Annotated in this window: 19 protein-coding genes; 9 read left to right on the top strand and 10 right to left on the bottom strand. The window is 67.2% G+C overall.

Translation table 11 applies throughout. From position 1 onward, the window contains the following. The 4 genes from AAF604_22945 to AAF604_22930 form a co-directional block, all read right to left on the bottom strand. Nucleotides 1–1,437, bottom strand: a 1,437-nt coding sequence (locus AAF604_22945) for a hypothetical protein (protein ID MEM7052539.1), incomplete at its 3' end; no start/stop codon positions are given. A gap of 9 nt (nucleotides 1,438–1,446) precedes the next feature. Then, entirely contained in the window at nucleotides 1,447–3,786 is a 2,340-nt protein-coding gene (locus AAF604_22940; protein MEM7052538.1) for a hypothetical protein, read from the bottom strand. Between the two features lie 20 nt (nucleotides 3,787–3,806). Beyond that, entirely contained in the window at nucleotides 3,807–5,963 is a 2,157-nt protein-coding gene (locus AAF604_22935) for a hypothetical protein (protein MEM7052537.1), read from the bottom strand. An 11-nt stretch (nucleotides 5,964–5,974) separates the two neighbouring features. Next, nucleotides 5,975–8,332 (bottom strand): hypothetical protein, encoded by a 2,358-nt coding sequence (locus tag AAF604_22930; GenBank protein MEM7052536.1) that lies wholly within the window; start codon nucleotides 8,330–8,332, stop codon nucleotides 5,975–5,977. A gap of 73 nt (nucleotides 8,333–8,405) precedes the next feature. Here AAF604_22930 and AAF604_22925 point away from each other — a divergent pair, with 73 nt between their 5' ends. Together AAF604_22925 and AAF604_22920 are read left to right on the top strand one after the other, a co-directional pair. Further along, complete coding sequence (locus AAF604_22925) at nucleotides 8,406–9,212, top strand: hypothetical protein (GenBank protein MEM7052535.1); 807 nt, start codon at nucleotides 8,406–8,408, stop codon at nucleotides 9,210–9,212. 35 nt (nucleotides 9,213–9,247) lie between these two features. After that, on the top strand, nucleotides 9,248–11,371 hold the full coding sequence (locus AAF604_22920; GenBank protein ID MEM7052534.1) for a hypothetical protein: 2,124 nt from the start codon (nucleotides 9,248–9,250) through the stop codon (nucleotides 11,369–11,371). Between the two features lie 127 nt (nucleotides 11,372–11,498). Here AAF604_22920 and AAF604_22915 read toward each other — a convergent pair whose 3' ends face one another. The 4 genes from AAF604_22915 to AAF604_22900 form a co-directional block, all read right to left on the bottom strand. Next, a complete protein-coding gene (locus AAF604_22915; protein ID MEM7052533.1) occupies nucleotides 11,499–12,029 on the bottom strand; it encodes a hypothetical protein in 531 nt (176 codons plus the stop codon). Nucleotides 12,030–12,045: 16 nt separating this feature from the next. Then, nucleotides 12,046–15,060, bottom strand: a complete 3,015-nt coding sequence (locus tag AAF604_22910) for a S8 family serine peptidase (protein MEM7052532.1) — start codon at nucleotides 15,058–15,060, stop codon at nucleotides 12,046–12,048. 4 nt (nucleotides 15,061–15,064) lie between these two features. Beyond that, nucleotides 15,065–17,539: a hypothetical protein gene (locus tag AAF604_22905; GenBank protein ID MEM7052531.1), complete on the bottom strand. Its 2,475-nt coding sequence runs from the start codon at nucleotides 17,537–17,539 to the stop codon at nucleotides 15,065–15,067. A 110-nt stretch (nucleotides 17,540–17,649) separates the two neighbouring features. Beyond that, nucleotides 17,650–18,312 carry a hypothetical protein gene (locus tag AAF604_22900; protein MEM7052530.1) on the bottom strand — a complete coding sequence of 221 codons (663 nt, stop codon included), beginning with the start codon at nucleotides 18,310–18,312 and terminating at the stop codon, nucleotides 17,650–17,652. A 276-nt stretch (nucleotides 18,313–18,588) separates the two neighbouring features. Between AAF604_22900 and AAF604_22895 the strand changes: the two genes are divergently transcribed. The 4 genes from AAF604_22895 (at nucleotide 18,589) to AAF604_22880 (ending at nucleotide 21,931) form a co-directional block, all read left to right on the top strand. Then, nucleotides 18,589–19,122, top strand: a complete 534-nt coding sequence (locus AAF604_22895) for a nuclear transport factor 2 family protein (GenBank protein MEM7052529.1) — start codon at nucleotides 18,589–18,591, stop codon at nucleotides 19,120–19,122. Between the two features lie 16 nt (nucleotides 19,123–19,138). After that, nucleotides 19,139–20,239 (top strand): histidine kinase, encoded by a 1,101-nt coding sequence (locus AAF604_22890; GenBank protein MEM7052528.1) that lies wholly within the window; start codon nucleotides 19,139–19,141, stop codon nucleotides 20,237–20,239. After that, entirely contained in the window at nucleotides 20,236–21,018 is a 783-nt protein-coding gene (locus tag AAF604_22885) for a LytTR family DNA-binding domain-containing protein (protein MEM7052527.1), read from the top strand. The genes AAF604_22890 and AAF604_22885 overlap by 4 nt, the downstream gene beginning before the upstream one ends. 64 nt (nucleotides 21,019–21,082) lie before the next feature. Continuing rightward, nucleotides 21,083–21,931 (top strand): DUF5694 domain-containing protein, encoded by an 849-nt coding sequence (locus AAF604_22880; protein ID MEM7052526.1) that lies wholly within the window; start codon nucleotides 21,083–21,085, stop codon nucleotides 21,929–21,931. On the opposite strand, the gene AAF604_22875 is transcribed toward AAF604_22880, so the two are convergent. Next, nucleotides 21,922–22,470, bottom strand: coding sequence for a class I SAM-dependent methyltransferase (locus AAF604_22875; protein MEM7052525.1), 549 nt, complete (start codon nucleotides 22,468–22,470; stop codon nucleotides 21,922–21,924). The two genes, AAF604_22880 and AAF604_22875, sit on opposite strands and share 10 nt — an antisense overlap. A gap of 196 nt (nucleotides 22,471–22,666) precedes the next feature. Beyond that, on the bottom strand, nucleotides 22,667–23,509 hold the full coding sequence (locus AAF604_22870; GenBank protein ID MEM7052524.1) for a class I SAM-dependent methyltransferase: 843 nt from the start codon (nucleotides 23,507–23,509) through the stop codon (nucleotides 22,667–22,669). Between the two features lie 309 nt (nucleotides 23,510–23,818). Between AAF604_22870 and AAF604_22865 the strand changes: the two genes are divergently transcribed. The 3 genes from AAF604_22865 (at nucleotide 23,819) to AAF604_22855 (ending at nucleotide 26,356) form a co-directional block, all read left to right on the top strand. After that, nucleotides 23,819–24,568 (top strand): hypothetical protein, encoded by a 750-nt coding sequence (locus AAF604_22865; GenBank protein ID MEM7052523.1) that lies wholly within the window; start codon nucleotides 23,819–23,821, stop codon nucleotides 24,566–24,568. A 43-nt stretch (nucleotides 24,569–24,611) separates the two neighbouring features. Then, nucleotides 24,612–25,661, top strand: coding sequence for a dihydroorotate dehydrogenase (quinone) (pyrD, locus tag AAF604_22860; protein ID MEM7052522.1), 1,050 nt, complete (start codon nucleotides 24,612–24,614; stop codon nucleotides 25,659–25,661). Nucleotides 25,662–26,074: 413 nt separating this feature from the next. Next, on the top strand, nucleotides 26,075–26,356 hold the full coding sequence (locus tag AAF604_22855) for a transposase (protein ID MEM7052521.1): 282 nt from the start codon (nucleotides 26,075–26,077) through the stop codon (nucleotides 26,354–26,356). The last annotated feature ends 29 nt before the right edge of the window (nucleotides 26,357–26,385 follow it).

Raw genomic sequence — 26,385 nt, 5'->3', positions numbered from 1 at the left:
GACGATCGTGGCGGTGCCGTGCAAGCCGTGGCGCAGCAGCTCGGCGAAGATGCCGTACTCGGCAGCCCCCATGTCGAACTCGAGAAGCACGCGATCGTCGAGGTCGACCTCGAGGGCCCGAAAGACAATGCCGGCGGGCAAGGTCTGCTGGCCGTCGACGGAGCGGGTGGTGAAGGTCGGCAGGAACTCTGTCGTCAGGCCGCTCGCCGGCGCCAGGCGGACGAACGGCAAAGTGCCCGAGAGCACCGTGTCGCGCAGATGCTTGGCGAGGGCGGTGCGGTCCTCGTCGGCGATCCCCGGCACCGCCACCAGCGTCACCTTGACCCGATGGCGATCGCCATCGCGGTAGTACTCCGGCCGCAGAGGCGGCCGGCCGGTGGCACCGTCCTGCTCGACGTGGTAGCCGAGCTTGAAGGTGGTCGGCAGGAAATGGAAGGTATCCGGCCGCTCCGTGTCGCGGAAATGCAGTGTCGCCCCGGAAGGGCCGCGGACGTGTCCCCAGCCGTTGTTGCCGGCTCGCAGCAGGTCCGGATAGGCCGACGGGTGGTTCTGCGGCCGCTGCACCTCGAAGGTGATCGAGCCCTTGGTCGTCCCGGGCTTCTCGGTCTCCGTCGGGCGCGGCTTGGGCGCCTTGTGACGTCCTCCCACCTTGCGCAACTGCGCCTCCGTCGGGCGCCGGGCGATGGTCAGATTGCGCATCAGGTTGGGATTGATGCGCGGCTGAGCCGCGATCGAGAGGAGCTCGGGGCGGATCTCGAGGTGGCGCGGTTGCGGATTGACCCGCAGCTCCCGCCGCGGCTGGGACGGGGCCACCCGGACGGCCGGCGTTCGCGGCTGAGGCAGGCGCGACGGACGCCTACCGGGTACCCTCGGCCGCCCCGTACGGGTGACCTTCTTGCGATAGGTGTGAGCATAAGAAAGCTGGATGTCGATGCCGTCGGGCTCACTCAGGGCCGTCACCAGCTCGCCGTAGAGCTCCAGGCCGGCGCTGCGCTGGGCGGCGCTGGCCTCGGGATCGGCGAAGGGCAGCACCAGCGAGAGCAGCTTGCGACGGGTGTCCATCACCGCCTTCATGGTGTGCTTCCGAACCTCGCCTTCGAAGCGGTAGCTGAGCACCGCCTTGGGGGTACCGCCGGTGAAGGGCAGAACCTGCACCGCCGAGGCCAAACCGCGGCGCCGCCGCAGCTCGATCTGTAGACCGGTCTTGCGACAGACCACGTCCTTGTTCCCCGGGCTGGCCTCGAGCCAGCCTTCGAGGGTGGTCCAGCGCTTGCCGTCGGTGGACTTCACCTGAGCCTTCCGGTTGCGCAGCTTGTTGACCTCGGTGGCGGTGAACAACGGCGCCACCACTACCAGCATCTGCGCCTGCATCACCATCGGCTGGTGAACGATGCGAGACATCTGCAAGGACTGCGGGAGGGTGCGTTCTGAAGGCATGGGTCTTTCCTAGCTAGCGTTCGCGGCGCGGTCGAGCACCAGGACTTGATCGGTCTGGCCGGTGAGCTCGACCTCCGAGCTCAGGGCGCGGTCGTAGGCGATGAAGCGCAGGCGAGCGTCGTAAGTGGGCTCTGCCTCCGAAGCGAGGCTGACGCGCCAGAGCTGCGGCGCGGTCGAGGTCTTCGAGAAGGTGAAACTGCGACTCTGGTCGCCGTGGGAGAGGGTGATGACGGCGAGCTGCACATCGCTCTCGAAATCGAGCAGATCGGGCAAGACCTCGACCTCGAGGAAGGAAACGGTGCCGTCCGCGGAACCTCCCAACCACACCGTTCCGGGCAACGCGTCTCCGCTGCCGAGGTCTTCCGAAGAGCCATCGGCGAACAGCTTGCGAGCGCTCCACCGCACCTTCTCGGGACCGCCTTCGAGCACCGGAATGCGAATCTCCTCCACCGCCTCCAGGGAGGCGAGCTGGAACGAGCCTCTCACCCGGTACTGATGCTCCGGATCGTCGTACAGCAGGTCGCCGGCAATCGCGGTGACGCCGTCGAAGGAGCCTTGAGGACGCAGGGTGTAGACCAGCCGCTGGCGGAACGGGCTGGCGATCTCCAAGGTCCGGTCGCGGGTGCGGGTCCAGGGAACGACCAGCTCGGTGGCGCCGGTGCGGTAGGTCACCTGAACCTCGTACTCGGGCCCGAGGAGGTCGTCCCCGGCGAGCTCGCCGGTGTGCTGGAACCAGGTGGCGCGGTCGGAGGCGGCACTCAGCTCGAGGGTCTTCGAGTAGACGTCGCCGGAGGGCGCCCGGTGGCGCAGCTCGACCCGCGCCGACTCCACCATGTCGCTGGGCGCGGTGAGGGCGAGCTCGACCCGCAGGGCCTCCATCGCGCGCGGCGAGATCAGCAGTCGACGGTCGCTGGTCTCGACCCAGTCGCTGACCGTGTCGGGACCATCGAGGTAGCTGACCTTGGTGCGGTAGCGATAGCTTCGAATATGGCTGCCGTCGGAGCGGCGCGCGGTGTCAAAGCGCCAGTGGGCGGCGTCCTCCTCGCTCTTCAGGACGATGTCGGTGCTGCGCTTCACCATCGGCCGCGCCGGGTTCTTCTCGTCGGGCTCTTCGTAATCGAAGAACACCTGGATGGCGGCGATGCCGTCGCGCTCGAAGCTCACGCCAGAGCTCGAGGCGGTGACGTGCATCAGGCTGAAGAAGCCGTCCGTCAGGCGCAGCTCGCGGAAGGACGACGCCAGCGCGTCGGGGCCATCGAGGAGGAGATGAATCGGCCCGTTGGGATAGACCTTGCGCTCGATGGTCTGGCGCGAGTCGAGCTGCAGGTCGAACACCATACCGGGATCGCCGGCGCTGATCTCGAGCAGATCGAAGCCAGCCGCATCGGATTCGTCGTCGGCCCCCGGCTGCGCATCGCCGAACATCGCCGGGATCACCCGATCGCTGAGGACCTCGGTGGCGAGGGTGAACATCGCCTGCTGCACGCTGTCGTCGCCACCGCCGGTGTCGTCGGTGTCGATCTCGACCCGAATGTCCTGATCGAGAATCGCCTGGCGGATCGAGTCGCGCAGCACCCGCGGCTGGATCATCGCCTTGACCGGATGCTGGCTGCGCACCGCCAAGGCTTGGAAAGCGGCGGGATTGAAGACGCCGGTGTGGGCCATCGCCACCCAGCGGGCCATCGGATGACGCACCAGGCGATAGGGCCGCGCCTGGCGCCACACCCGCTTCTCGATCACCTTGCGCTCGGCATGGATCTTCATGGTGGCGGAAACCCGCGCCTTGTAGGTCAGGTCGTAGGAGATGACGATCGGAATCTGCTGGTCGCGATCTTCGAAGGCGCTCCAGAAGATCTCCGAGCCGACATCGTCGAGCTCGACGGCGAAGGAAGCTCCAAGGTCGCCGGCGAGATCCGGACGCACGCTCTCGGTGGCGTGCCGCACCAGCCCCGTCTCGCTCACCTTGAAGGTCGCCAGAGAGACCTGGCCGTCGCTCCACAAGGGCGAGGCGAGGATCGGTTCGGTGCTGGTGATGGCGTGACCGAAGGGCCGCTTGCGGGCCGCCTTCTCTTCTTCGAGCCGCGTCCGCAGCCCATCGACCACCCGCTGCCGGCGCTCCTCGTCGAGGTTGAGGACGGAACGGAACATGACGAAACCGCCGCCCGCCTCCTCGCCTTCTGCGAGGCTGCCGACCTCCTTGAGGTATTTGATGAAGAGGAAGTCGGCGTTGCCCTCGTCGTCCGCCGGAATCATCGGCTGATCCGGCAGGGGATAGAACTTTCGCGGTTCTTCGTCGTCGCGGAAGATCTGCAGGCCTTCCAGCTCAATGGGGTCCATGACGCTCAACATGAGGTATCTCCTAGGCCGGGTCAGGCGGCCACGATGGGGACGGTCAGTAGGGTCTCGGTCGAAGGAGTCCAGCGTCCGACGTCGCGCTCTCCGGAGGTGCGATGAACGATCAACCGGTACTGGTAGCCGCGCTGGCGAGGATCGGCGATGGCGATCGCCCAGCGCGGCCGGTCGGCGCGCGCCCGCAGCACCGCGGTGTGGTTCTCACGCACCCGGTTGGGCACGTCGAGGTAGGCCAGCTCGACCTCGATGAGGTGAATCCCGGCGGCGGTCAGCTCGGGCCCCACCGGCGCGATATCGACCACCAAACGATGGCTCGCCACCCGCCCCACGACCACCAGCGGCGCATCGCTGTCGGCCCAATCGTCTTCCTCCACCCGGCCGCTCGACCAGGTGCGGGTGACGCGGTAGCGGAAGGAGCGATCCGCCGGATCGGGCAAGTCGAGGGCGACCGGCGTGAGCGAGCCGGGACCGTCGAAGGTGAAGGTCCCGGTCGGCGCCGTGGGCGATTTCTGCACCGCCACCAGCACCCGATCGAGGTCGGTCCAGTCATCGTCCGAGAGGAGCTGGATGGTCATCTGGCCGGGAAAGGCCGGCGGCAGGCGCAGCACCCGGGTTTCCGCCAGCAGCGGGGCGAGCTCGAGCAGACGGCCCTCGGCGGTGAGATAGGCGGGGATCACCTCCAGCCGATCGCCGGCCTGGAAATCGTGAAACCACACCGTCTCCGCCGCACGCTCGGCGTTCAAGGCGACCTCGCGCTCGGCGCGCATCCCTTCCTCCCGCCAATGCAGCACCCGCACCCGGCAGAGCAGGACCCGCTCGTCCGCCGGTGCTTCGAGACGCAGCTCACGCAGGCCGAGGAGGCGTCCGAAATCTAGCGCCAAGGCGCGGCTATCCCCGGAGATCGACTCCAGGGCCACCGCTTCGCCGGCCTCGATCGGTGCGTCGTCCGCGAAGCGCACCTCCGGCCGCAGCGACCAGGTGCCGTCCGGAGAGGCATCGGCCCAGGTCTCGAAGCGAGTCCCCTGGGTTGCCGGATCCAAGGTCTCGCTCGCTCCGTGGGAGCCGAAGGAGAAATGCAGGACCGCCTCTTCGAGGTGCAGATCGGCCAGCGGCCGCGTGCTCTCGACCGCGAGAGAAAAGCGTTGAAAGAAGGGGTGATCGGTGGTCTCGGCATCGGCCAGATGCTGCTCCACCGGGGCTCCACCGAGGAGGTCCGCCAGGTGAGCCTCGCTGGTCAAGGTGCGCGAGATCACCGCCTGACGGCCGAACTCGACCTGCCCCGAGACGCGCTCGATCTGGGTACGAGCCTTGACGGCGTAGGCCGATCCGACGCCCAGCACCTCGCCGACGCCCCCCAGGGAGGTACGCGCCGGTTGCCGCGAGAGCGCCATCACCGGTTGGCAGAAGCGCTCGACGATCTCGCGGTCGATCCAGGCCAGAATCACCCCCGGGTCGGCCATCGCGGACTCGCCGTCCAATCCCTGGACGGCATGAATCCGGATCGCCTGCTGCTCCACCAGCTCCTCGCGCAGACGCTGAACATCGTCCACCGCCAGCAACATGCCGCGGCGGGAGTGGCTCGAAAAATGATCGTAGACTCGCTCCCAGTCGACATCGGCCACCACCTCGAGGGCCGGCCAGAGGCCCTCGACGGCGAAGCGGTAGATCACCCCCACCGGCGCCCCACCACTCACAAGAGCGGCCTCCATCAACTGCACTCCGGCCGGATCGAGGGCGACCGTGAAACGCGCCCGATGGGGTGGGTCGATGCCCGCCGCGACCTCTCCAAAGGGGCGTCGCACCAGCCCCGAGAGGCCGCCGTCGTCATCCGTTTCGCGACCGAGGAAGAGCAGCTCCGCGGTGGCCCTCACCGGGGTCACCGCCAACAGCTCGATGCCTTCGTCGTCGAGCTCGTCGGCGAGCTCGAGACGACACGCTTCCAGGCGCTCTTCCGGATGACCGGTGTCGAGGCCGAGGTGGAGATGCCCACCGGTCAGCTCACCGTCCTCGAGAAAGCGCAGCAAACCGAGGTCCGGCACCGAGTCGCCGCCGGCTTCCCGCCGAGTCGCTACGCGCGGCTTGGCGGGCAACACGTGAAAGCGCAGCGGACTCTCCGAGTCGCCGGCGAGGTCGACCCCGGCGACGGTCCGCATGGGGGCATTGAAATCGAGCACCGGCGGCTCCCTCAGCCAGCCGGCGGCTCCGGCGCCGGCTCAGGGGTCGGTTCCGGCTCGGGGGCCGGTTCCGGTTCCGGCAGCGCCAAAGGAGCGATGACGATCGCCTCGGCGACTTTGCGCTCCGGGTCCATTCGCCGCATCTCACCCTGGGCAGAAATGTAGGTCACCGTGTAGGTGTATTCCTTGGGCCCGCCCTCGGCACCGCGCACCCGCCAGATCTCGGGGTCTTTCTGATCACCGCTGAACACGAAGCTGTCGGTCTCGGAGATCTCGTTCGGCTGGTCCTCGTAGGTGAGATCGACCTGCACCACCTTGGCCTCGTCCGGGAAGGTCAGCAGCATCGGGTAGAGGTCGACCTCGAGGGTGTACTTCTCACCCACGGTGATGAAGCCCGGCTGCCCGTCGAGCCATTCGTCGGAGGTCTCCGGGAAGCTCTTGACCACACCGTCGCGGTAGATGATCGAGTAGCGGTACTGGTAGTCCCGCACTTCACGGTCGCGCAGCGGCACCGTCCAGGTGAGCTGCTGCTGGTCCGCCGTGAACAGCAGGCGGCCATCCTCGGTGTAGTCGTTCTGTTCGTCCTGGTAGCGCAGCGAAACCGCCACCTGGGCGATCGAGTCGACGCTCTGGCCGAACTCGCCGCTGCACACCACCGCCACCTCGAGCTGATCCGGAATCGGCGCGTCGATGCGCAGCCGGGAGGAGGTCGAGGGGATCCAATCGCCTTCCAGGATCTCGCCCTCGAGGGTGCGCCAGTCGACCTTGTACTCCCATTCGTTGTTCCACTCCTCGTGGATCACCTCGGTCCAGGCGGCACTCTCGTTCTCGGCATCGAAGACGAAGCTCTGCTCGAGGGTTTCGCCGAGGGCCTCGGAGTGATAGCGGCAGCTCAGTTTGGCCTGCGGGAACTTCTCGAGGTCCACCAGCCCGAGGCCGAGATCGACCTCGAGCATGCCGAGCTGGCCGACGTCGACGACCAGGAAGTCGTCGCGAACGTTGTGCTTCTCGAAGGTGAAGTTGCGGCTCGAATCCTCGTAGTGCACCGTCGCCGACCAGTCGTAGGTGACGTCGCGCAGGCGGTTGGCGAAGGTCAGGAAGGTCTGGAGCTCGGCGCCGTCCTGGAAATTGAACGACTCGCTGATCTCCTCCAGCCCGCCGCCACCGACGCGACGGCGCTTGTAGTGCACGCTGACCGTCACCGAGTGCAGCGGCAGATTGGTGAAGTCCGCATTGACCCGAATCGGCACCTTGAGGAAGGTGAAGAAGTCGGTGCGCAGATCGACGAAGGCGACCAGCTCGTCGAGATCGCCGCGCTGGAAGACGTTGGCCAGGTTGGCCGACGGCGTATAGCCCTGCACCAGCACCATCTTGCGGTCGACCCGGAAGTTAAAGTTCGACGAGTACTCCTGCTTGAAGGACTCGAGCCACTGGCGATCGAGCTCCTCCGGCGGTGGCGAGGCCTCGAGGGCGTTGTCGAGCTCGCGGGCCAGCATGTCGAGGCCGAACTTCTCGAGGGCCAGGATCGACTCCTCGTCGACCTCCGAGCTGCCCGGGATCACCTCGACCCCGGCGTCCTTGCTACGCGACAGCTCCTCGGTGACGCTGGTCACCTTGTCGATGCGGCCACGGCTGCGGCTCATGCTCAGATAGCCGCCCCACTCGTCGGTCTTTTCGTGGTGGAGCGTCTGCACCAGCTCGTAGGAGGATTCGAGATCGCACCAGACGCGCATCGTCACGCCCATCAGCCGGTGCTCGAACTCGAGGTCGTACTGGACGTTGATCGGCAGGGTGCGCAGCTCGTCGAGCTGCGACATCAGGGCCGCCCCGGCCTGGGTGAGCTTGACCATCACCGCCTTGCGGTTGCCGCCGACGCCGGCGACCTTGCCGGCCCCGACCACGCTCTCGACGAACTCCCGTTCCTCGCCCGCCTCGGCGGTGCCTTGCTCACCGGCCACCGCCACCGAGACGGTGCCGTCGAGGAATGGCACGTAGCTGAGAATCACCTCGATCTCGCCGTCGGTTCCGAGCGCCTCCCCCTGGACCAGGGATTTGACCCGGCTGCGGATCTGCTGGAAGGTCTGAGCCGGCACCCCGAGATCGACGGTGAAGGTGAGAATGCCGCCGCCGACATCGTTGGCCGTATCCTCGGCGGTCAGCCGGTCTTCGTCGTTGCGATAGACCACCATCGAGAAGATCGGTTTCATCTGCGCATCGAGGGCGAGGCGCGGCTCCGGTGCCAGCAGATAGAACTGCCAGCGTCGCTTTTCGTTGCGCCCGATGGGTTCGGTACTGTTGGCGTCGTCCCGATAGATGGTGTAGGACTGATTACCGAAGGCAACGGTCAGGGGATTGGTCAACGTCAGCATGGATCAAGCCTCTCGTGGTTTCATTGAGTGCCGGTCGGCCTCCGCGTCTCGCTCGGGAAGAGGGCCTTGCACCATGAATGGCGACTCGTTCGATACGTTGTTACAAACCATCACCCTGGGCTGCTCGCCGCGGCCGGTGGAGCTCTTCGAAGCCTGTGGCCGCGCCCTCGAGGTCGGTGCCCGTCCCTTCGAGGTCGTCGTCGGGGCGCCGGACGCTGACCACGGAGCCCGCCTCACCTTCGAGCGCCCGGCGGATCCCGCGCCCCTCGGCGACGCCTTTGGCCTGGCAGACCACCCCTGGGGAGCTCCCGATTGGATCGGCCTGCGCTGGTCGGAGAAGGGCGGGCTGAAGGCCAAGCCCTACCACCGCCTGGAAGGCCGCGAGTCCCCCGCTCTACCGCCCTGGCCGGAGGGCGCACCGGCGGGCCTGCGGGCGGTGATGGCTTCGCACTGGCAGGACCGTACGGAGACCTACTACCGCTACGCCATCGCCGGTCCCTGGTCCGCTTTCGTCACGGCTTGCCTCGGAGTCCTCGGCGCGCCGGTACCGGCCACCCAGATCGTTCCCCGGCCCGCCGAGCTCGGATTCTGGGTCAGCTTCGGGTGGCGGCGCGAGGAGCTCGAAACGGTGACCGTCGGAGCCGACTCACGGTGCTGGAGTGACGACCACTCCGTCGCCGAGCGTTGGTCCGTGGGTCTCTCAGAAGGTGACCTCGAGAGCTATCGGCGCAGCCTCGCCGCGGTTCGCTCTCTGGGTCCTCGGCCCCATGGCGGTTGGCACAACATGCTGGCCTGGAAGTGCGATCGCCGGGGAGCCTTCCAGCGCGCAGTCTCGCTGCGCGTTCCACCACCCTCCTCGCCGCCCTCGATCAGACCGTAACGTTCGCTGCCGGGACGGCGCCCAAGGGCGGTGAGATGCTGCTCCTGGACTCCCCCGTCGAGGCCGCTGGCCTGGCCTTCTACCGCGACCACGCCGACCCGTCGACCTTTCACCTGCTGCCGGGGGCCCCTCGCCTTCTCTCGGACGGTCTCGAGCTGCTGCGCTTTCGCGGCCAGGGCGAGGGACGCGACGGTGGCCTGCTGCGCCTCGAGCTCGACCTCGAGCCGGAGCCACAGCAGGTCGAGGCCGCCAGGGACGAGCTCGCCAACCGCTTCGGCCTCGAGCCCAACCTGGTGCCGGTGGTCTTCGACCAGGGCGCGGTGCGACTCGCCGTCCTCGGCACAGACAGCGATCCCAGCGACACCGACGGCGAGCCCGGCGAGGCGGAATCGCGCTTCGTCGAGCAAGTCCTGGGAACCGCCTCGCCGTCCCTCTTCCACCATCAGAGAGCCATCTTGTCGGCACCCCTGACGGCCGACGGTGCGGTGCTGGTGGAAGCCGCCCTGGTGGGCGACGGCTCTCCCCTGCTGGCGATCTACGACCTCTCCTTTTCGGGCCTTGCCCAAGCCCGCGGTTTACTCGCCGAGGTCGACTATCGGATGGCCTACGACTTCCTGCGCACGCGGCTGAAGGCCGACACCCTGCTGCTGCGCGCCGACCTCGACCGCGAAGCCGAAGCGCTCGCCCGCGAGGGACACCTTCGCATCACCGACGTCGACTACACCGGCAGCGATCCGGCGGTCCTGGCGGAGCGCGAACGGCAGGTGCGAGAGACGCTGCTGGAGCTCTCCGAGATGCTGTTCTTCCAGCCGACGGCAGCGCCCGAACCGACGGAGGGCCAGTCGAGCGAAGCGCGGACGGCGGAGGCACGGCCGGTGATCGGGCGCGGTGCCTTCGTCCTGCGCTCGCTGCTGCAGCACGACGAGCAGACCCTGACCTACGACCTGCGGGAAACCTCCGTCCGGCAGCGCCGGATCGCTCCCCAAGGCGCGGTGGACTTGCCTTCCGACATGGAGAACGACTGGCTCCTCGAAGTCGACCTCGGCGAAGGCGAAACCCGCGAGCTCACCTACGAAGCCTTCAGCCTGGAGGACGCCGACTGGAAAAGCGTCGAAGCGGTGCAGATCGACGCCCGAGTCGGCACCGAGGAGCGTAGCCTGGTGCTCTCTGCCGATCAGCCGAGGGCCAGCGCCGTCCTCCCCGCAGGCGACCTGGAGTGGCGCCAGCGGCCGCTGACGCGCCCCGCCCCGGAGGATCTCGGCGAGCCACCGCCGGCGACGGGCTTCACCGCGGCGAAGACCCGCACCGTCCTCATCGAGCCCGAGATCGCCGCCCAGCGGCGGCGCCTGCACATCACCCTCGGACCCGCCGTCCTGGAGCGGGTCGAGCGCTTCGAGGGTCGACTTTCGGACCACCAGCGTTCACGCCTTCTGCTGCTCGACAAAGAGCGTCCCGAAGTCGACGTGACCGTCTGGGGCGAGACCGCCCTCGAGCTCAGCGGTAGCCTGCGTCTACTCGACGGCGGCGAGGTCGCCATCGAACGAGTGATCGGGCCGCAGAGCCGGCACCTGTTGATTCAGCCGGATCACCACATCGAGCGCCGCATTCGAGTTGTTCTGCGGGATCCCCTCGAGCGCTATCGCAGCGCCTTCGTCGAGATCGAGCCGATCGCTGACGAAGGGACGGCCAGTCATGACCAACGCGTCAGTCTCGAGCTCACCCCGCAAGCCACGACCGCCTTTTGGACCGTCCCGGCCACCACCTCCCTCGAAGGCGGCTACCGCTATCGCCTGCGCACCACCGGCCGCAACGCCGAGGTCATCCAGGGCGACTGGCATGCCGCCGCCGGCCCGCTGCTGGTCGTCGGCGACACCGACCTCCAGACTCACGACGTCGAAGTGGTGGTGCTACCGGCCGAAGACCTGGCAGCCGCCAGCCTTCGTCTGACTTCACTGAATCCGCCCGCGGGAGTCACCGCCAAGGTCGAGGCTTTCCTCGAGGCCGGCGCACCGGCCACCACCCTGCGGCTGCCCTTCGAAGCCGGGTCGCGAGAGCCTCGCTATCGGGTCGAAGGAGAGTTGTTCTTCAACACCGAGATCCGGACCCTCGAAGCGCGAGAAACCACCGACGAGATCTTGATCCTGCCGGCGCCCGAGTGACGCCGGCCTCGGCGCAAAAAAGGGCGGCGAAGGGCCCGAAGAAGGACCACCACACCGGGCTCGGGCCACCGAGTGGGAAACTGAAATGGCTTCTCCCTCGCCGGCTCGAGGCGGCGAGGGAGCATTCTCAGCGCAGCAGGGAGCTGCCCATCAAGGACAAGCTGAAGACTTCGTCGCGGGCGGCGAGGCGTCGCACGGCGGCGCGATCGACCCGGCCGATCACCAGGTCACCGATGCGACCCAGGCCGTAGGGAAGGAGCTCTTCGGCCGCTGGAATCGCGCCGGAGAAGGTGACCGTGATCTCGAAGCTCTGCATCTCGGGATCGCCGAAGGCGGCTCCGAGACGCGAATCGAGCTTGGCGTACTGCTCGGGGGTCAGCTCCTCGCTGCTGGTCCCTGGGCTGCCGGCGCCGTCCTCGAAACCGGCTTCACTGGCCGGTTCTCGAGACTCCTCCGAGCCGTTCTCTTCATTCCTGGAGGGCTCCCCGGAGTCCGGTTCCTCACGGGCCGACTCGTCCGCCTGCGGAGCAGACTCTTCGCGAGCCTCCTCCGCAGGCGCCTCGGCGGCCTGCTCGTCGGCAACCTGCTCGTTGGCGGCCTGCTCGTCGGCAGGCCGCACTTCGGCCGGTCGGTCCGGCGGTGGGCAGTCACCGTTCATGAGCCAAGTCTACCGCTCACGGCTTCATCAGGTTGGCGTCGATCAGGCCGGCGCCCCAGTCGTCCGCCGAGGTCGGCGCGGTGGCCGGCATCGGCGTCGTGCCGTCGCGCAAGGTCGTCGGCACCGAGCAGGTGGCCAGACGAGCGCGAATCTGACCCAGCGTCAAGTTGGGCTCCTCGGCCATCACGTTGGCGATGAGGCCGGCCACCGCCGGGCTCGCCATCGAGGTTCCCGGCATGCGTCGCGCCAGGGTGTTGACGGTGAACAGGCTCGTCGTTCCGGAGGCGATCTCGTCGGTGAGATCCTGCACCGAACGCGCTGAGATGATCATGTTGCCGGGGGCGGTGATCTCGACCCCCGAGTTGGCCGGTTGATTGCGCAGCGGCCCCGGGCTCGAGAAGCTGGTGATCGCTCCCTCCGGATTGGAGTCGGCAATGATGTCCGGCCCCGGCGGATTGGGCACCGCCAAATTGGCGTTGCAGGAGCCCACCGCGATGACCCCCTCGGAGTCCGCCGGCGAGCAGATCAGGTGGGAAATATCCGCCGCCGCCACGCCGCGAAACTCAGCGTTCTCGCGCCCCGCCCAGACGTGGAAGTCGAGGTCTCCCGAGGTGCGGTTGCGCACCGTCACCCGCCAGCGGCCGGTGGTCAAACCGTTGAGGGTATTGAAAGCCGCCGTCAGAGCAGGCGAGGCACCGGCTGGAATCGAGGACGGCCCCAAGGGAATCGGGATGGCTCCGGCCACCGTCCGAACATCGGTCGTGGTGCCGTTGATTCTCCAGTTGCGATCCACTCGCACCTGGGTGAAGTTGCTCCCCAAGAGCGAAACCGTTCCGGCGGGATCGGGCACCAAGGCCGTCGCCGTTTGAAGCCGGATGCGAATGTTGAAGTCGCGGTTGTGCGGATCACGCGGCCCGAAGGACGTCCCGACATGCACTCCCTGGGCCCAGAAGGTCACCCAGTTGGGGGTGTGGGTGGCCTCCTGGCTATAGTTCGGCGTCACCGCCGTCAAAGACCCTGGATTGCGGGTGTTGACTCGCAGGTCCAGGTCGTTGACGTTGTCAGGATCCGGATTGGTCACCCAGAGGGTGATGACCTCGGTGTAAGGGATGCGGCTATCGAGGCCGGTGAGGCCGAACTCGAAGTTGCGCTGCCCCGAAGCCGCCACGCTGCGCTGGATATGGCGCTGGTCGCCGCGTTCGTTGCCGGCCGCCGCCACCAGCGCGAGGCCGGGCCGGTCCTCGCCGTTGAGCTGAGAGACATCGGCCAGGGAGCGACTCAGAGAAGCAGTTCCATCGTGGGCGTGGTCATGGTTGCCAAAGCTCATGTTGACCACCACCGGCGTCCCGGCTTGATTGCGCTCGGCCTTCTCCAAGATGTAAGCAATGGCGGTGTAGACATCCCAGTCGGAGATCGACCGATCCGCCGCTGAGAACTCGTTGTCCGGCTCGGTGCGAGCACGACCCCGCTGCACCGCGACGATATTGGCCTGCGGCGCCATACCGGCCGGCACCGGATTCGGCCCGGTGACCTCGGCCCCGGCGGCGATGCCGGTGACGTGGGTGCCGTGAGCCCCGCCATCGCGGGCATTCCCGACGGTCGCACCGGTGTGCTCGGTGCCGTGACCCCAGAACATCTCGCGCAAGAAATTGCCGAAGGTGTCGCCAGGGACGCTGAAGCCATCCGCCGGCGTCGGGCCGGCATCGTCACCCTGCTCCCATACCCCGAGGACTCGGCCGGCGAAGGCCGGGTGCTGAGCGTCGAGGCCGGAGTCGATCACCCCAACCACCGTCCCGGCGCCGCCGCGGTTGGCGGCGGCGATGCGAGTCTCGAGGGCCGGAAGGTTCACCATCGGCCGGACATCCGAGAGCTTCGGGAGCAGCGGCTTGGGGGCTTCGAGGGATTCGACGCCGTCGAGGCCTGCGACCTCCCCGACCCGCTCCGGCGGCACCAGGAGAATGCGATTCTCACCTTCTCCGAGGCTGCTGATGCCCTCCGGCAGCTCGGTGCCTGGCGCCACCCGCGCGAACACTTTGACGGCGGGCTCCTCGGTATTGGTGGTCACCGTCGAGTTGCGTAGCTCGGCGGAGCGCGCCTCCCCTTCCTCGGGCAAGGTCTGCATGAAGTCGGCGAGACGAGCGTCGATCGCCGGGCGCGCCGTCACCGGCATTTCGGCACCTTCGCCCTCTTCGGCCTCGAAGCAGACGAAGTCGTAGAAGTCTCCCGCCTCGCCAAAGTCAATCGGCACGGTGTGGAGAACCCGGGCCTCGACGGGCAAGCCGTCGGCACCGCGGCGGAACCCCCAAACCACCTCGCGCATGCCGCTGTCCCTCGCCGCAGACGGGTCGAGGAAACGCGCCGGCAGCAGGGAGTAGATGTACTCGTCGTAGCGCTTGAGCTGCAGCTCGATGATGTTGCGCTGCCGATAGTCGGCTGCCAGGCCCGCGGGAATCTCCCGGCTGTCGCCGGACCAGCGCTGGTAGTAATCACCGCCCTCGGTGAAGGTGAAGAAATGGTAGAGGGTTTCGCGGAAGACCTGGACCGAGCCGGCGAGGCTGGCGAAGGCCTCGGGCACCTCGTCGTGCTCGAAGAAGTTGACCGCCAAGGTGGAGCGATCGGCCGTCCCGGCGATCGCCTCGGACCAGGCGGCGGCATCGGCGGAGACCTCTTCGGTCGCATAGAAGTCGACATTGCTCATCACCCGCTGGATCTCCTCGGCGGAGTCGTCGCGGATGTCGGCGACATCGCGCAGCCAGAGCAAGAAGACCTTTTGCGGGTCGTCACCGACCACCGCATCGCCGACGGCCGGAACTCCCTGCTCGCCGAGGGCGAGCTCCGGTCCGACGCCGATGGCGTAGCGCGGGGTGCGTTCTTCGTCGCCGACGACCGGCACCGGGGCGCCGCGGTGGCGGGTGTAGTTGCCGAGGCGGATCTTGCAGCGATCACCGGCGGCACGCAGCGTGCGGCGCTGGCCTTCGCTCAAGAAGGTTCCGAAAAAGAAATTCAGCGCAGCGTTGAGCTCTTGCGACATGAGGTCAGCTCCTTACGGGAGGAATGAGGATCAGAACTTCGTCCCGCGCCGTCTCCGGCCCCACGGTTTCCCGTGAGCCGTCCGCCCGGAACCACTGCATGGTGTAGGTGTACTCGTCGCCCCCACCGGCCTGCTTGGGAACCTTCCAGTGGAAGGCCTCGGGAACGCCCTCGAAGGTCTTCTCGACATTCGGATCGGCCCAGTCGGGCGCATCCGGATAGTCGAGGCGGAGCTTGGCGAGCACGAAGCCGGCGGCGGTGAGATCGGGGGTCAGGATCCGCACCTCGACCTCGAGCATGCCCTCGACGATGTCGCCGACGATCAGGTTGCGCTCGGCGGTCTCGCGCGACGGCGTCGAGCGGGTGGTGCCGTCGTTGCCGAACACGGTCACCGCGTAGCCGTAGCGAGGATCCTCGTCAAGGCGCGAGCGGAACAGGGTCCAGCCGGCACTCGCCCCGTCGCCGGTGAGCTCGAGACTGGTCTGCTGGTTCTCGTACTCGAGCTCGACCAGGGCCTTGCGAATGCGCGCCAGCGGATCCACCAGATTGACCGAGATCGGCACCGCCTTGGTCGGCGGTTGGTTGAGGACCATTAGCTGGGCGCCCTCGCCGCTCTGCAGCACCGGTCCCTCCTGGGAGGAGGCATAGAAGTAGGTCGAGGCGACCTCGAACTTTCGCGAGGCGCCCTCCGGCGGCCGAATGTGCACCACGGCGGTCGACTCGCTCTGGGTCAGAACATGGGTCGACGAGGCGTTGGCGCCGGCCGCCGCCTCGGGATAGCGCACCTCCGTCTGGATGCTCTGCACCGCCGCCCAATCGACCTGGCCGGCCGTCACCGTGACCGGGAAGGTCGCACCGACCACCCGCGGATCGATGTCGAGATTGCGGGTGCTGGTGCGAATCCACGGCGAGGTCGCCGACGATGAGCCGTCGCCGAGGGCGAAGCCGGCGCGATAGTGAACGATCACCTGATACTCCAGCTCGACGCTCAAGCGGTGGTCGAGGTGGAAGGCGAAGGAGCCCGTCTCGCCAGGGGCATTGAGCACGAACTCGTCGGTATCCTTCGGCCCGCTGCCGTCCTCCCGCACGCCGTAGCGCACCTTGACGTTCATCGAGCGCACTCCCTCGGCCTCGAAGTCGGCGGTGCTCGACACGCTGCCCTCGAGACGCTCGAAGAAGGGATGGCGCAGGTCCACCAGGACGATGCGGTCGGAGAGGTCGGTGCCGGCCGAGGCGAAGCGCAGCGAGCTCTGCGGCGCCGCCGTCCGCCGCTGGGCGGAGACCTGGCGCAGATCGAAGGTGATGGTCTGCTGCTCTTCCTGGGACAGGGAGCGCATCAGATAGCCGACCTGCGGCCGACCGGCCTGATTCCAGCGCTCGACCGCCGTCAGCGACCGCTCGCCACCGCCCTCGGCCGCGCCATCACCATCGCCATCGCTTTCACCGGCCGGCGGCGGATCCTCGCCGCCGGGGCGGGAGGCGTTGGCGTTGGCCGAGCGACCGGCGTGCCGCGGTCCGGCGGTGTCGCCGGTGTTGCCGCGGCCGGTGGCCGCCGTTTCGAGGGGGGTGGTGAAGCCACCGGTGGCGGCCACCGCCGCCGCCGCCGGGTCGTAAACCTCCAGCTCGCCGCGATCCTGCGCCAGTACCTGGCCGGGCTGCAGACCGGGTCGGAAGAAGGACCAGGTGGCGAGCTCCTTGGCGAGGTTCTGAAGCTGCGTCGCGCGCTCCGCCAGCTCGGCTCCTTCGAGGCCCAGGTAGTCGACGTCTTCGATCTCGATGCTCCCCTCCTTCATGAGGGTCTCCATCTCGTTGTCGATGTCGGCCTTGAACCACAGGGTGTTGACCTTGGCGCGGCTGCGCAGGTGCTGGTAGGACTGCCGGAAGTTGATCGTGATGCGGCACTCCCGCGCCGACATCAAGCCCTCGTAGTCGAGGTTGTAGACCACCGCGATCTGAGACGCTCCGCCGGCCTCGATGGACGATTTCATGAGCAGCGCCCCGCGCTTCGAGAGCTCGAGGCTGAACACCGCCTTGTTGTCGCCGTAGAGGGCCGGCATGGCCGAGCCGAGAATCTCCTCGACGAAGCCGGAGCCGGCATCCTCTTCGTCGCCGGAGGTCAGCCCCGGGGCCGCTCCGGCGGCTTCACCGAGGGCCGAGACCCGCACGCTGCCCCGCTCGAAGGGCACCGGAACCAGGTCCACCTGGCCCCCGACCCGCCCCTCAAGCTCGCTGCGCACGGCGGCGAGGGTGCCCCGGGAAACGCCGAGGTCGACGGTCAAGGTGAGGAAGCCGCCGCCGTCGCGGTCGCCTTCCTCGAAATCTTCGAGGGACTCGCGGTAGACCAAGAGCTGGAACATCAGCTCGTTGCCTTCCCTGGTGACCTGCGGCGAGTCCGGCATGTACCAGAAGCGGTTTTGGGCGGAGAAGTCTCGGAAGACCGTGACTCCATGAAGCTCTAAGGCGCTGTCGAGATTCAGCATGCTCTGGTTCCTAAGTCGTCAAGGGACTCTCGCGAGAGTCGGTGTTCTGAAGCGGCGCAATCGAATTCCGTGTTCGTGCAGCCCTTCCGGCGACGGCGGCGGAGAATTCGTTACATGCCGATGCGTCTCACGGATCCGAGACGGCCACCACGCAGAGGACCGGCGAAGCGCAGCTCGGCGGCGGACCCGGCGGAGCGCCGGCTCGAGGAGGTCTTCTCGGTCACCGTGCGCTGCTCCCGACCGTCGCTTGTCCGACGGCTGGACTCGAAGCGCAGCGAGCGCCGAGTCGTCCCCGGCGTCGCACCGGAGGTCAGGCGATACTCCACTTGCGCGTCGCGCAGCCCGCCCTCCCAGGCCTGCTCCAGCTCGCGGGCGGAGGCCGCATCGAGCTTCGCCTGCAGGGCACAGCGGTTGTCGCCATAAAGGGCCGGCCGTCCCGCGAGGGTGACCCGCGGAATCAAGCGCACCTCGACCGCGCCAGCGCTCCAGGTGGCCGGCGCCAAGCGCACCGGTCGACCGCCTGCCTGCTGCATCAGTCGTTTCTCCACCCGGCGGCGCAGCGCTGCCTCCAGGCTCAAGGTGGTGGTGAGGGAGACCACACCACCGCTGACCTGGAACCCCGCCGCCTGACGCTGACCGGTCAGCGTCAGCTCGAGGTCCTCGACCACCGGCGAGGCCGGCAGGGCGTAAAAAGTACTGGCGTCGCGGGTGTCCGTATAGACCCGCACCCCGGACAGGCCTGCAACTGCTATAGGGCGGTGAGGATCGAGCACGATCGGTGCCTCCGACGGTTCACTGCCCTTCGGCGTGCCAAGAAGGGCGGCGTTACCGCTTCATCTATGCTCAAGCCGGTGCGTCTATCCGGATCCCGGGCCGCCGCCCCGGCGGAGTGCCTCCCCGATCGCCCCCAAAAGCCTGTCGGTCGCACCGGAGGTCGCCTTCGTCGCAAAGGCCTGGCACGCGCCGCTCCGCCCCGCCAACCTCCAGGAAGGCAAGAAACCGCCAGGGCGGCACCACCGCCCGACCATCCACCGATGAGGAGACCACCCATGAGATGCGCCTTCCTGCTGACGATCTTCCTGGCCCTGACTTGCACTTCGACGGCCCTAGCCCAAGCGCCAGACGCCGCCGCCCTCGCCAAGCAGGCGAAGGAAGACCTCGCCTTGGCCGAGGAATACATCGACCACTACCGCCATGCTCGGGGCGCCGAGCTCCAGCGCTTCTACACCGCCGCCACGGTGTGGGAGGATCCCGCCTACAAGGTCGAGCTTCGAGGTGGCGAAGCCATCTTGAAGGAGCTTCTGCCGCAGCTCGAAGACCTCACCGTCGACCACTTCGAGGTCAAGGAACGCTTCGCTTCACCCCGGGGCGTCGTGATTTTGCTCTTCGACGTTCAGGGCAGCCTGCCGGGACCACAGGGCCGGCGGCGGTTCGATGCGCCGGTCCTGGTGCGCCTGAAGGTGGCCGATGGCAAGGTCCTGCTCCACCAGGACTACCCGGACTACACCTGCTTCGCGATGCAGAGCGAGGCCCAAGCCAGCGGAGAGCTGACCTACGACGACCTTCCCGCATGCCCCGACTGATCGGCCCCGCGGCCTGATGCGCAATCGGGTCGCTTTCACCATCCTGCTGACGGCGCTGGGAGCGTGGCTCGTTCTCAGCTTCGTCATCGCCATCCAGATCGATGTCGGCGGCCTCTACGCCGAGGCCGAGGTCGTCACCCTGCGGGCGATTCTCTGGCAGCTCCTCTCCAACTGCTTTTGGTTGCTGGCCCTTCCAGCGCTGGTCGCCCTTGCCCGGTGGGCTCCGATCCGGGCCGGAACCTGGCCATGGGCGGTGCCCTTTCACCTCGTCTCGGCCGTCGTGTTCGCCGCCCTCCACGGCCTCCTCGCCTTCGCCCTGGCACGGCTGATCGAGCCCTTTCCGGAAGTCGCCGAAATGACCGTTGGCCAGGGTGTGACGACCTTCTTGGCGATCACGCTGCATCTCGAGATGGTCCTCTACTGGGGCATCCTGGGAGCCATCTCGGCCTATCGCGCCCATCGCAAGGCCCGTCGCCGGGAGCGCGAAGCGGCAGCGCTACAGATTCAGCTCAGCGAGGTTCGACTGCAAGCCCTCGAGGCTCAGATCCAGCCCCATTTCTTCTTCAATTCGCTCAACACCATCGCCATGATGATCCGCTCGTCCTCCTACGATCAGGCGATTCGACTGGTCGCGGATGTCGGGGACCTGCTGCGCTACGCCCTCCAGGCCGGCGAAGATCATCAGACGACCCTGGCCCGTGAGCTCGCCTTCGTCGAGCGCTACCTCGAGGTCGAGAAGGCCCGCTTCGCCGATCGCTTGACCTGTCACATCGAGGTCGCCGATGGCTTGCGGCGCTACTCCTTTCCGACCCTGGCTCTGCAACCGCTGGTGGAGAACGCGGTGCGCCATGGCATCGCCCGCGATCCCCGCGCCGGCGAGATTGCGATCAGCGCCTGGCTCGACCAAGACATGCTCGAAGTGCGCGTCGAAGACGATGGCCCCGGGCCACCCTCGTCGGAGGTGCCTCACCCGGGGGTCGGAATCGGCAACACCGCAGCCCGGATTCGTGCCCTGTACGGCCCGCGGGGCACCTTGAGCCTGGAGCGCATCGGCGACCGCACGCGGGCGACCATTCGCCTCCCGGCGCAGGTCCTTTCCGCAGAGGCCGAGCCGTGACCCTGAGGGCGTTGATCGTCGACGACGAGCCCTCGGCCCGAGCCGGTCTGGCGGCGCTTCTCGCCCGAGATCCCACGGTCGAGGTCGTCGGCGAAGCCGCCTCCGCCGAGGGCGCCGTGGAAGCCATCCGATCCCTGCGCCCAGACCTCGTGCTGTTGGACATTCAAATGCCCCAGGGGAGCGGCTTCGACGTCCTTGCGACCCTCGCCGAAGACACTCCCCATCCCCTGGTGATCTTCGTCACCGCTCACGACGAGTTCTCTCTTCAGGCCTTCGAGGTGCACGCCCTCGACTACCTCTTGAAGCCCTTCTCGGACGAGCGCTTTTGGCAGGCTCTGGCGCGCGCAAAGGAACAGAAGCGATTGCGCCAGTCCCTCGATCTGGGCGAACGAATCCGCCGCTTCGCCGAAGATCATCAGCTCGCCCGAGCCCCGGGCGGCGTTCACCAGCCGCGCCGACGGTTCGCCCTTCGCAGTCGCGGCCGAATCCACTACGTCGACGCCGACGAAGTCGACTGGATCGAGGCTGCCGAGGACTATTGCCGCCTGCACACCGGCAAGCGCAGGCACTTGATGCGACAGACCATGAGCGGCCTCGAGGCAAGCCTCGATCCACGACGCTTCCGGCGCATCCATCGCTCCGTCATCGTCAACCTGGACCGCGCCGTCAGCCTGCGACCGGGAGCCCGAGGCAGTGCCGTTCTGGTGTTGCAAGACGGCACCGAGCTGCCGGTGTCGAAACAGCACCGCCGGTCTCTGGTCGAAGCTCTCGAAGGCTGACCCCGAAACCTCCGATCGTGGCCCCCCGTAGTGCGGCCATGATCACAGCCCAGGAGGTTTCCCGATGAAAACTGCGAGGATCCTTGCGGTTCTGACCGTCAGCTCACTTCTCGCCGTCCAGACTCCCCTTTTCGGAGCCGACGCCAAGACCCCGGTGATGGTTCTGGGGACATTCCATCTCGACAATCCCGGCCGAGACGTTCACAACTTCGAAGCCGACGACGTGCTCAGCGAGAAACGCCAGCAGGAAATCGAGGAGGTCGTCGCCCAACTCGCCGAGTTCCGGCCGACGAAGATCTGTGTCGAGGTGCCACTCCTCGCCAAGGGCGAAGGCCAAGCCCAGGACCGCAAACATTCCGGCTACACGGAGCGCTACACCGACTATCTGGCGGGCACCATGGAAGAGGATCGCAACGAGGTCTACCAAATCGGCTTTCGTCTCGCCAAGCGCCTCGGCCATGAGCGCATCTACCCCGTGGACGCGGACTCTCCATGGAGCGGCTTCCGCTTCGGGGCGGTCCAAGAGAGCGCCCGCAAGCACGGCCTCAGCAAGATCATGGAAGACGGCCACGCCAAGACCCAGGCCATCCTCGAGCAGCTCCAGGAGCTCCAGACCCGAGGATCCGTGGGCGATCTCCTACGAGCCGGCAACGACCCCGAAATGCTGATCACCCTACAGCAGGGATACACCGACGTGATGGCGCGCATCTCGGCGGACGAGGACTACATCGGCCCGGATCAGGTCTCGAACTGGTTCGGCCGCAACCTGCGGATCTACGCCAACGTCGACCGCCTCGCCGAGCCCGGCGACCGCATCCTGGTGATCTTCGGCGCCGGCCACGCCTACTATCTGCGCCAGTTCTTCGGCGAATCGGCGCGCTACGAGCTGGTGGACGTCAGCGACTATCTCTGACCCAGGGTTCCGGGAGTTGCTGCACCGGTCTTGACCCGGAACGACCGAAAGCCGTGCTCGGCTCTCTCCCAGCTCAGGATCTGCCAGGAAGCCATCAGCTCTAGGGCTTCCTGGTCATCGAAGTCGTGACGTCGACAAGTCCGCGTGGGGTTCGACGAATCATCGGCACTCGGCGGCATCGGCCAAGGGTTCAGAACCACGAAGCCCAGCGCACCTGGACACAAGACCCGGTCGAGCTCCCGGAGCGTGGCCTGGCCCTCCGGCTTCTCCATGTTGTCGATGATGAGCACCGCGAGGAAGGCATCGAAGGATTGATCGGTGAAGGGCAGCCTCGTGACGTCGCCGACAGTGAAGACCGCCCTCGCCTGCTCGGGCCTCCATCTCGCCCCCAGAGCACACCCACCGACAGCAGAGTCGATTCCGACGACGGCAGCGTCGATTTCGGACGCGAGGAAGTTGCTCCAGCGCCCGAATCCCGACCCCAGATCGAGAACCCGCCGCCCCCTCGCCCGCTGCAGGAAAGTGGCACAGTCGAGCATGAGACCCGACGGCGGTACGGACTGCCAGGAGTCCGGCGCTTCGCGGAAAATACCGGCCCAAACGTTCCGGTCGTCTTGTTGGTAGTCCATTCCTCAATCCAAGGCCAAGACCCGAAGACTCACTCGATCAGCAGGACAGCAATTCAACCCGCTCGGCAACCCGCCACTTGGGAGCCCGTTCGCAAGACGAGCTCCCTCAACCGTCACGGGTCCAGCGGGCGATCACCAGATCTTGATAGCTAACGCCCCCGCCGCGGCCAGACCATGTTCCAGGGTGTCGAGCCGTAACTTCGAAGCCACGCCGGGCGAAGAGCTGCTCCACGGTTTCCCAACTATAGGCCACGGCACCCTCGGGATTGTCTTTATCGTGCACCCAGGCAGCCCCGTGAGAATGCTCGAAGCGCAGTTCGGTCCGCCCTTCGGCGATGCTACGACGAGCCTCCTCATCGACCAGGAAGAAAGTCGCGCACAGCACTCCCCCGGAACGAAGCACGCGGGCCAGCTCGTCGAGATAGCGCTCGAGGGCCGGCGTCAGGAAGTGGGTGAAGACGGAGGTTGCGAAGGAGAAATCGAAGGCGTCTTCGGAGAACGGGAAGGCAAAGTCGGCGGCGGAGATTCGTCCCTTGGGGTTGTATTCACGGTTGATCACGTCGGCGTGGTGGAAGCGAAAGGTCGGATACGACCGCGAGATGTTTCCCCGGCACCAACGAATATCGGCGGCCGAAATATCGAAGCCGTCGTAGGTGCCGTCGGCGAGATAGGCCGTCAGGGGCACCGCCATGCGGCCGATTCCGCATCCGACATCGAGCACCCGGTCGGACGGTGACAACCCCGCCAAGTCGCGAAAATAGCCGAGGAACTCCCCGCCGATGGCGACGCCGTCGCCCGCTCCGACATAGCTCAGTCCTCTCGGGGGTTGCAGCGCAGGCCGCCGTCCGGTGGCAGCTTCGATGAGATCGACCGGCAGCCACAGCATGCGATGCAGCGGCCGCCGCCAGGTCGGCGGCAGGCGGCGCAGCAGGCGAGCTTCCCAGGACATCAGGCTCGCCCCCGGAACCGCCGAGCCTCGGCAGGGCCAGGCCCTCGGCCTGGCGTCCCCGAGGCGGGCTCAACGCCCCGGCCTTGTACCCTCTCAGTACTCATCGGACTCGGTCTTCATCGGGCGAGATCATATCGGGGCCCACGAGGTCGGCCTGCCAAGAAGCAGCGTCACCGAGAGGACCGGGCCCACTGTCGGAAAGTCCGCCCAGCAATCCCGGAGAAGTCCACCGGCGACAGGCCTTGATAGCTCTAGCGCTTGCCAAGTCGGCGACGACCGCCGGCCCAGTACTCTTCGAGAGGGGATCCGATGAAGATTTTCGCCCGCCTGGCCCTCGGCCTGCTCTTCACGCTGCCACTCACCGCCAGCGAAGAAACCGCCCTTACCTTCCACCACGGCAACCAGCACGACTGGCAGGCACTGCGCCTCGCACCGGGTCCGTGGGAAGTAGCGACCGCCGACGACGACAAGAAGATCGACCGCTATCTGCTGCGGGATTGCCGTGGACGAGTCCTCTACAGCACCCAACAGCCGATCGTCGGCGATCGCTTTCTGGTGCCCTACGACTGTGCCGACAGCGACGGCCTCGCCGCTGTCGCCTATTGGAGCCAGTGGAGGAGCGAAGGCGTAGGACCGGCGGGAACGCTGCGCCGTCTCGAGCAGGAGCCGGCAAAGGGCTCCAGCCCGCAGAACACCGACTCCCTCGATGGCACGCGCTGGAGCTGCATTGAGAACACCTGGGTTCCGGGCCGAGCGGTCGACGCCCAGAGCGGTCAGTGCATCGAGCTGGCGAAGAACGACCAGGGTGCTTTCGAGGTTCGATTCGACAATGGCCACCTGGTGCTGGGGGAAGACCATGTGACGCTGGCGCCGGCCGGCGAAACGAGCCTGAGCGGCCGCACCGAGGGCCGCTATTTCGACTACGAGCAAATTTGCGAGTACCGGGGCGATCTTCGCCACGGCAAGCTCTACCTCAGCCGCACCTGCCGCTACCCGGAGGTCGAACGGGTCGATGCCATCTGCTGGACCGGCTTCGGCGCCACCTGTACGGCGAAATAGCGCCTCCCGGGGAGCGGCAGAGACGTTACACTCGGCCACCGTCGTGCTCTACCGTTTCGCCAAACCGCTGCTCTTTCGCCTCGACGCCGAGCAGGCCCACGATCTCGGCAAGCAACTGCTGCGGGCGTCGGCCTGGGGGCCGGCGCGGCACTGGCGCCGGATCAACCGGCCGCCGGCACCTCTGGGCCAAACCTTGCTCGGCCTCAAGTTCGCCAGCCCGATCGGCCTTGCGGCGGGCTTCGACAAGGACGGCGAGGTGATTTCGGCTCTGCCGTCCCTCGGCTTCGGCTTCGCCGAGGTCGGCACGGTCACCCCACGCCCCCAGGAAGGCAATCCCCGCCCCCGCCTCTTCCGACATCGCTCCGAGCGCTCGCTGCAGAATCGCCTGGGCTTCAACAACCAGGGAATGGATGCACTGCGCCGGCGTCTCGAGGATCTCGGTTCTTTCCCATTTCCCATCGGGGTCAACATCGGAAAGAACAAGAACACCGCCGAGGACCAGGCGATCGACGATTACCGCCAGCTCCTGAGGGCTTTCGGTGACCTCGCCGACTACCTGGTGATCAATGTCTCCTCCCCCAACACGCCGGGGCTCCGCGACCTGCAAAGCGAGGCCTTCCTCCGCCCCCTGCTGCACGAGGCCAGGGAGATCACCGAACAACCGGTGCTGGTCAAGATCGCGCCGGACATGGAGCCCCAGCAGGCCGTCGACCTCTGCGCCATGGTGGTCGAAGCCGGCGCCGCCGGCATCGTCGGCACCAACACCACCTCGCGGCTCGATCGCGTCGCCGAACCGATTCCCGGCGGCGGCGGTCTGAGCGGCCGCGTGCTCACCGAGGCGAGCTTCGAAATCTTCCAGGCGATCGCCCGCGAGCTGTTCGGCAAGGCGCTGCTGATCAGCGTCGGCGGCATCGACTCCGCCAGCGAGATCTACCGCCGCCTACGCGCCGGCGCCTCCCTGGTGCAGATCTACACCGCCCTCGTCTACGGCGGCCCGACCCTCCTCGGCGAGCTTCACCGCGGCCTTGTGGAGCTTCTCGAGGAAGACGGCTTCGAAAATCTCGGCGAAGCCATCGGCGCCGATTGGCGCTGACCGGTCCCTGACAAGCTCCCCAAAAGGGTCCTGATGGGCTCGAAGGGCGAGGCGGCGAAAGCTGCGCCGAATACGGGGCCGCCCCGGATTGGGGCGAAGCCTGGCTGGCCGCTGCGCACGACATGTGCGTCGCCGGGCGCCCAAGCCTGAGGGGTGCGCCACCTTTTAGCCCGGCTGGCTCGAGCAAACAGCCGTGTGCTACCCAGCACACGAGCTCCGAGGGCGAAGCCCGAGGCGGCGGCGAAAGCCGCCGAGGACGGGGGTGCCTGGCCGGGGCCGCCCTGGACGGGGGTGCCTGGCCGGCCGCGAGGCGCACGACATGTGCGGGCGGACGAGGGGGGCGCCTCTGGAGTTGCCCCGATTTTGTGGACAGAAACCGTGCCTAGGAGAATAGGCCGGGAGGAGTTCACAAAATGGTCGAGAAGCGTCGTCGTTTCAGTGAGGAGTTCAAGCGCGAAGCGGTGCGTCTGGCGTACGAGAGCGGTCGTCGTTTGAAGGATGTGGCGAAGGAGCTGGATGTTCGTCCGGATCTGATTCGCCGTTGGCGTCACGCCTTGAGTGGCGGGGAGCCGGGGAAGCCGGCTTCCGCGGAGGCGCAAGAGATCCGTCGTTTGCAGCGCCAGCTTTCGCGGATGCGGGAAGAGCGCGACATCCTAAAAAAAGCCTTGGCGATCTTCTCGGATCGGCCGCAGTGAGGCTGGACCTGGTCGAGCGGTTTCAGGCG

It is taken from the genome of Acidobacteriota bacterium, assembly GCA_039028635.1.
In the GTDB taxonomy this organism is placed as follows: domain Bacteria; phylum Acidobacteriota; class Thermoanaerobaculia; order Multivoradales; family JBCCEF01; genus JBCCEF01.
The sequence above is the reverse complement of the archived record's forward strand: the minus strand, read 5'-3'. Positions and strand labels throughout refer to the sequence as shown.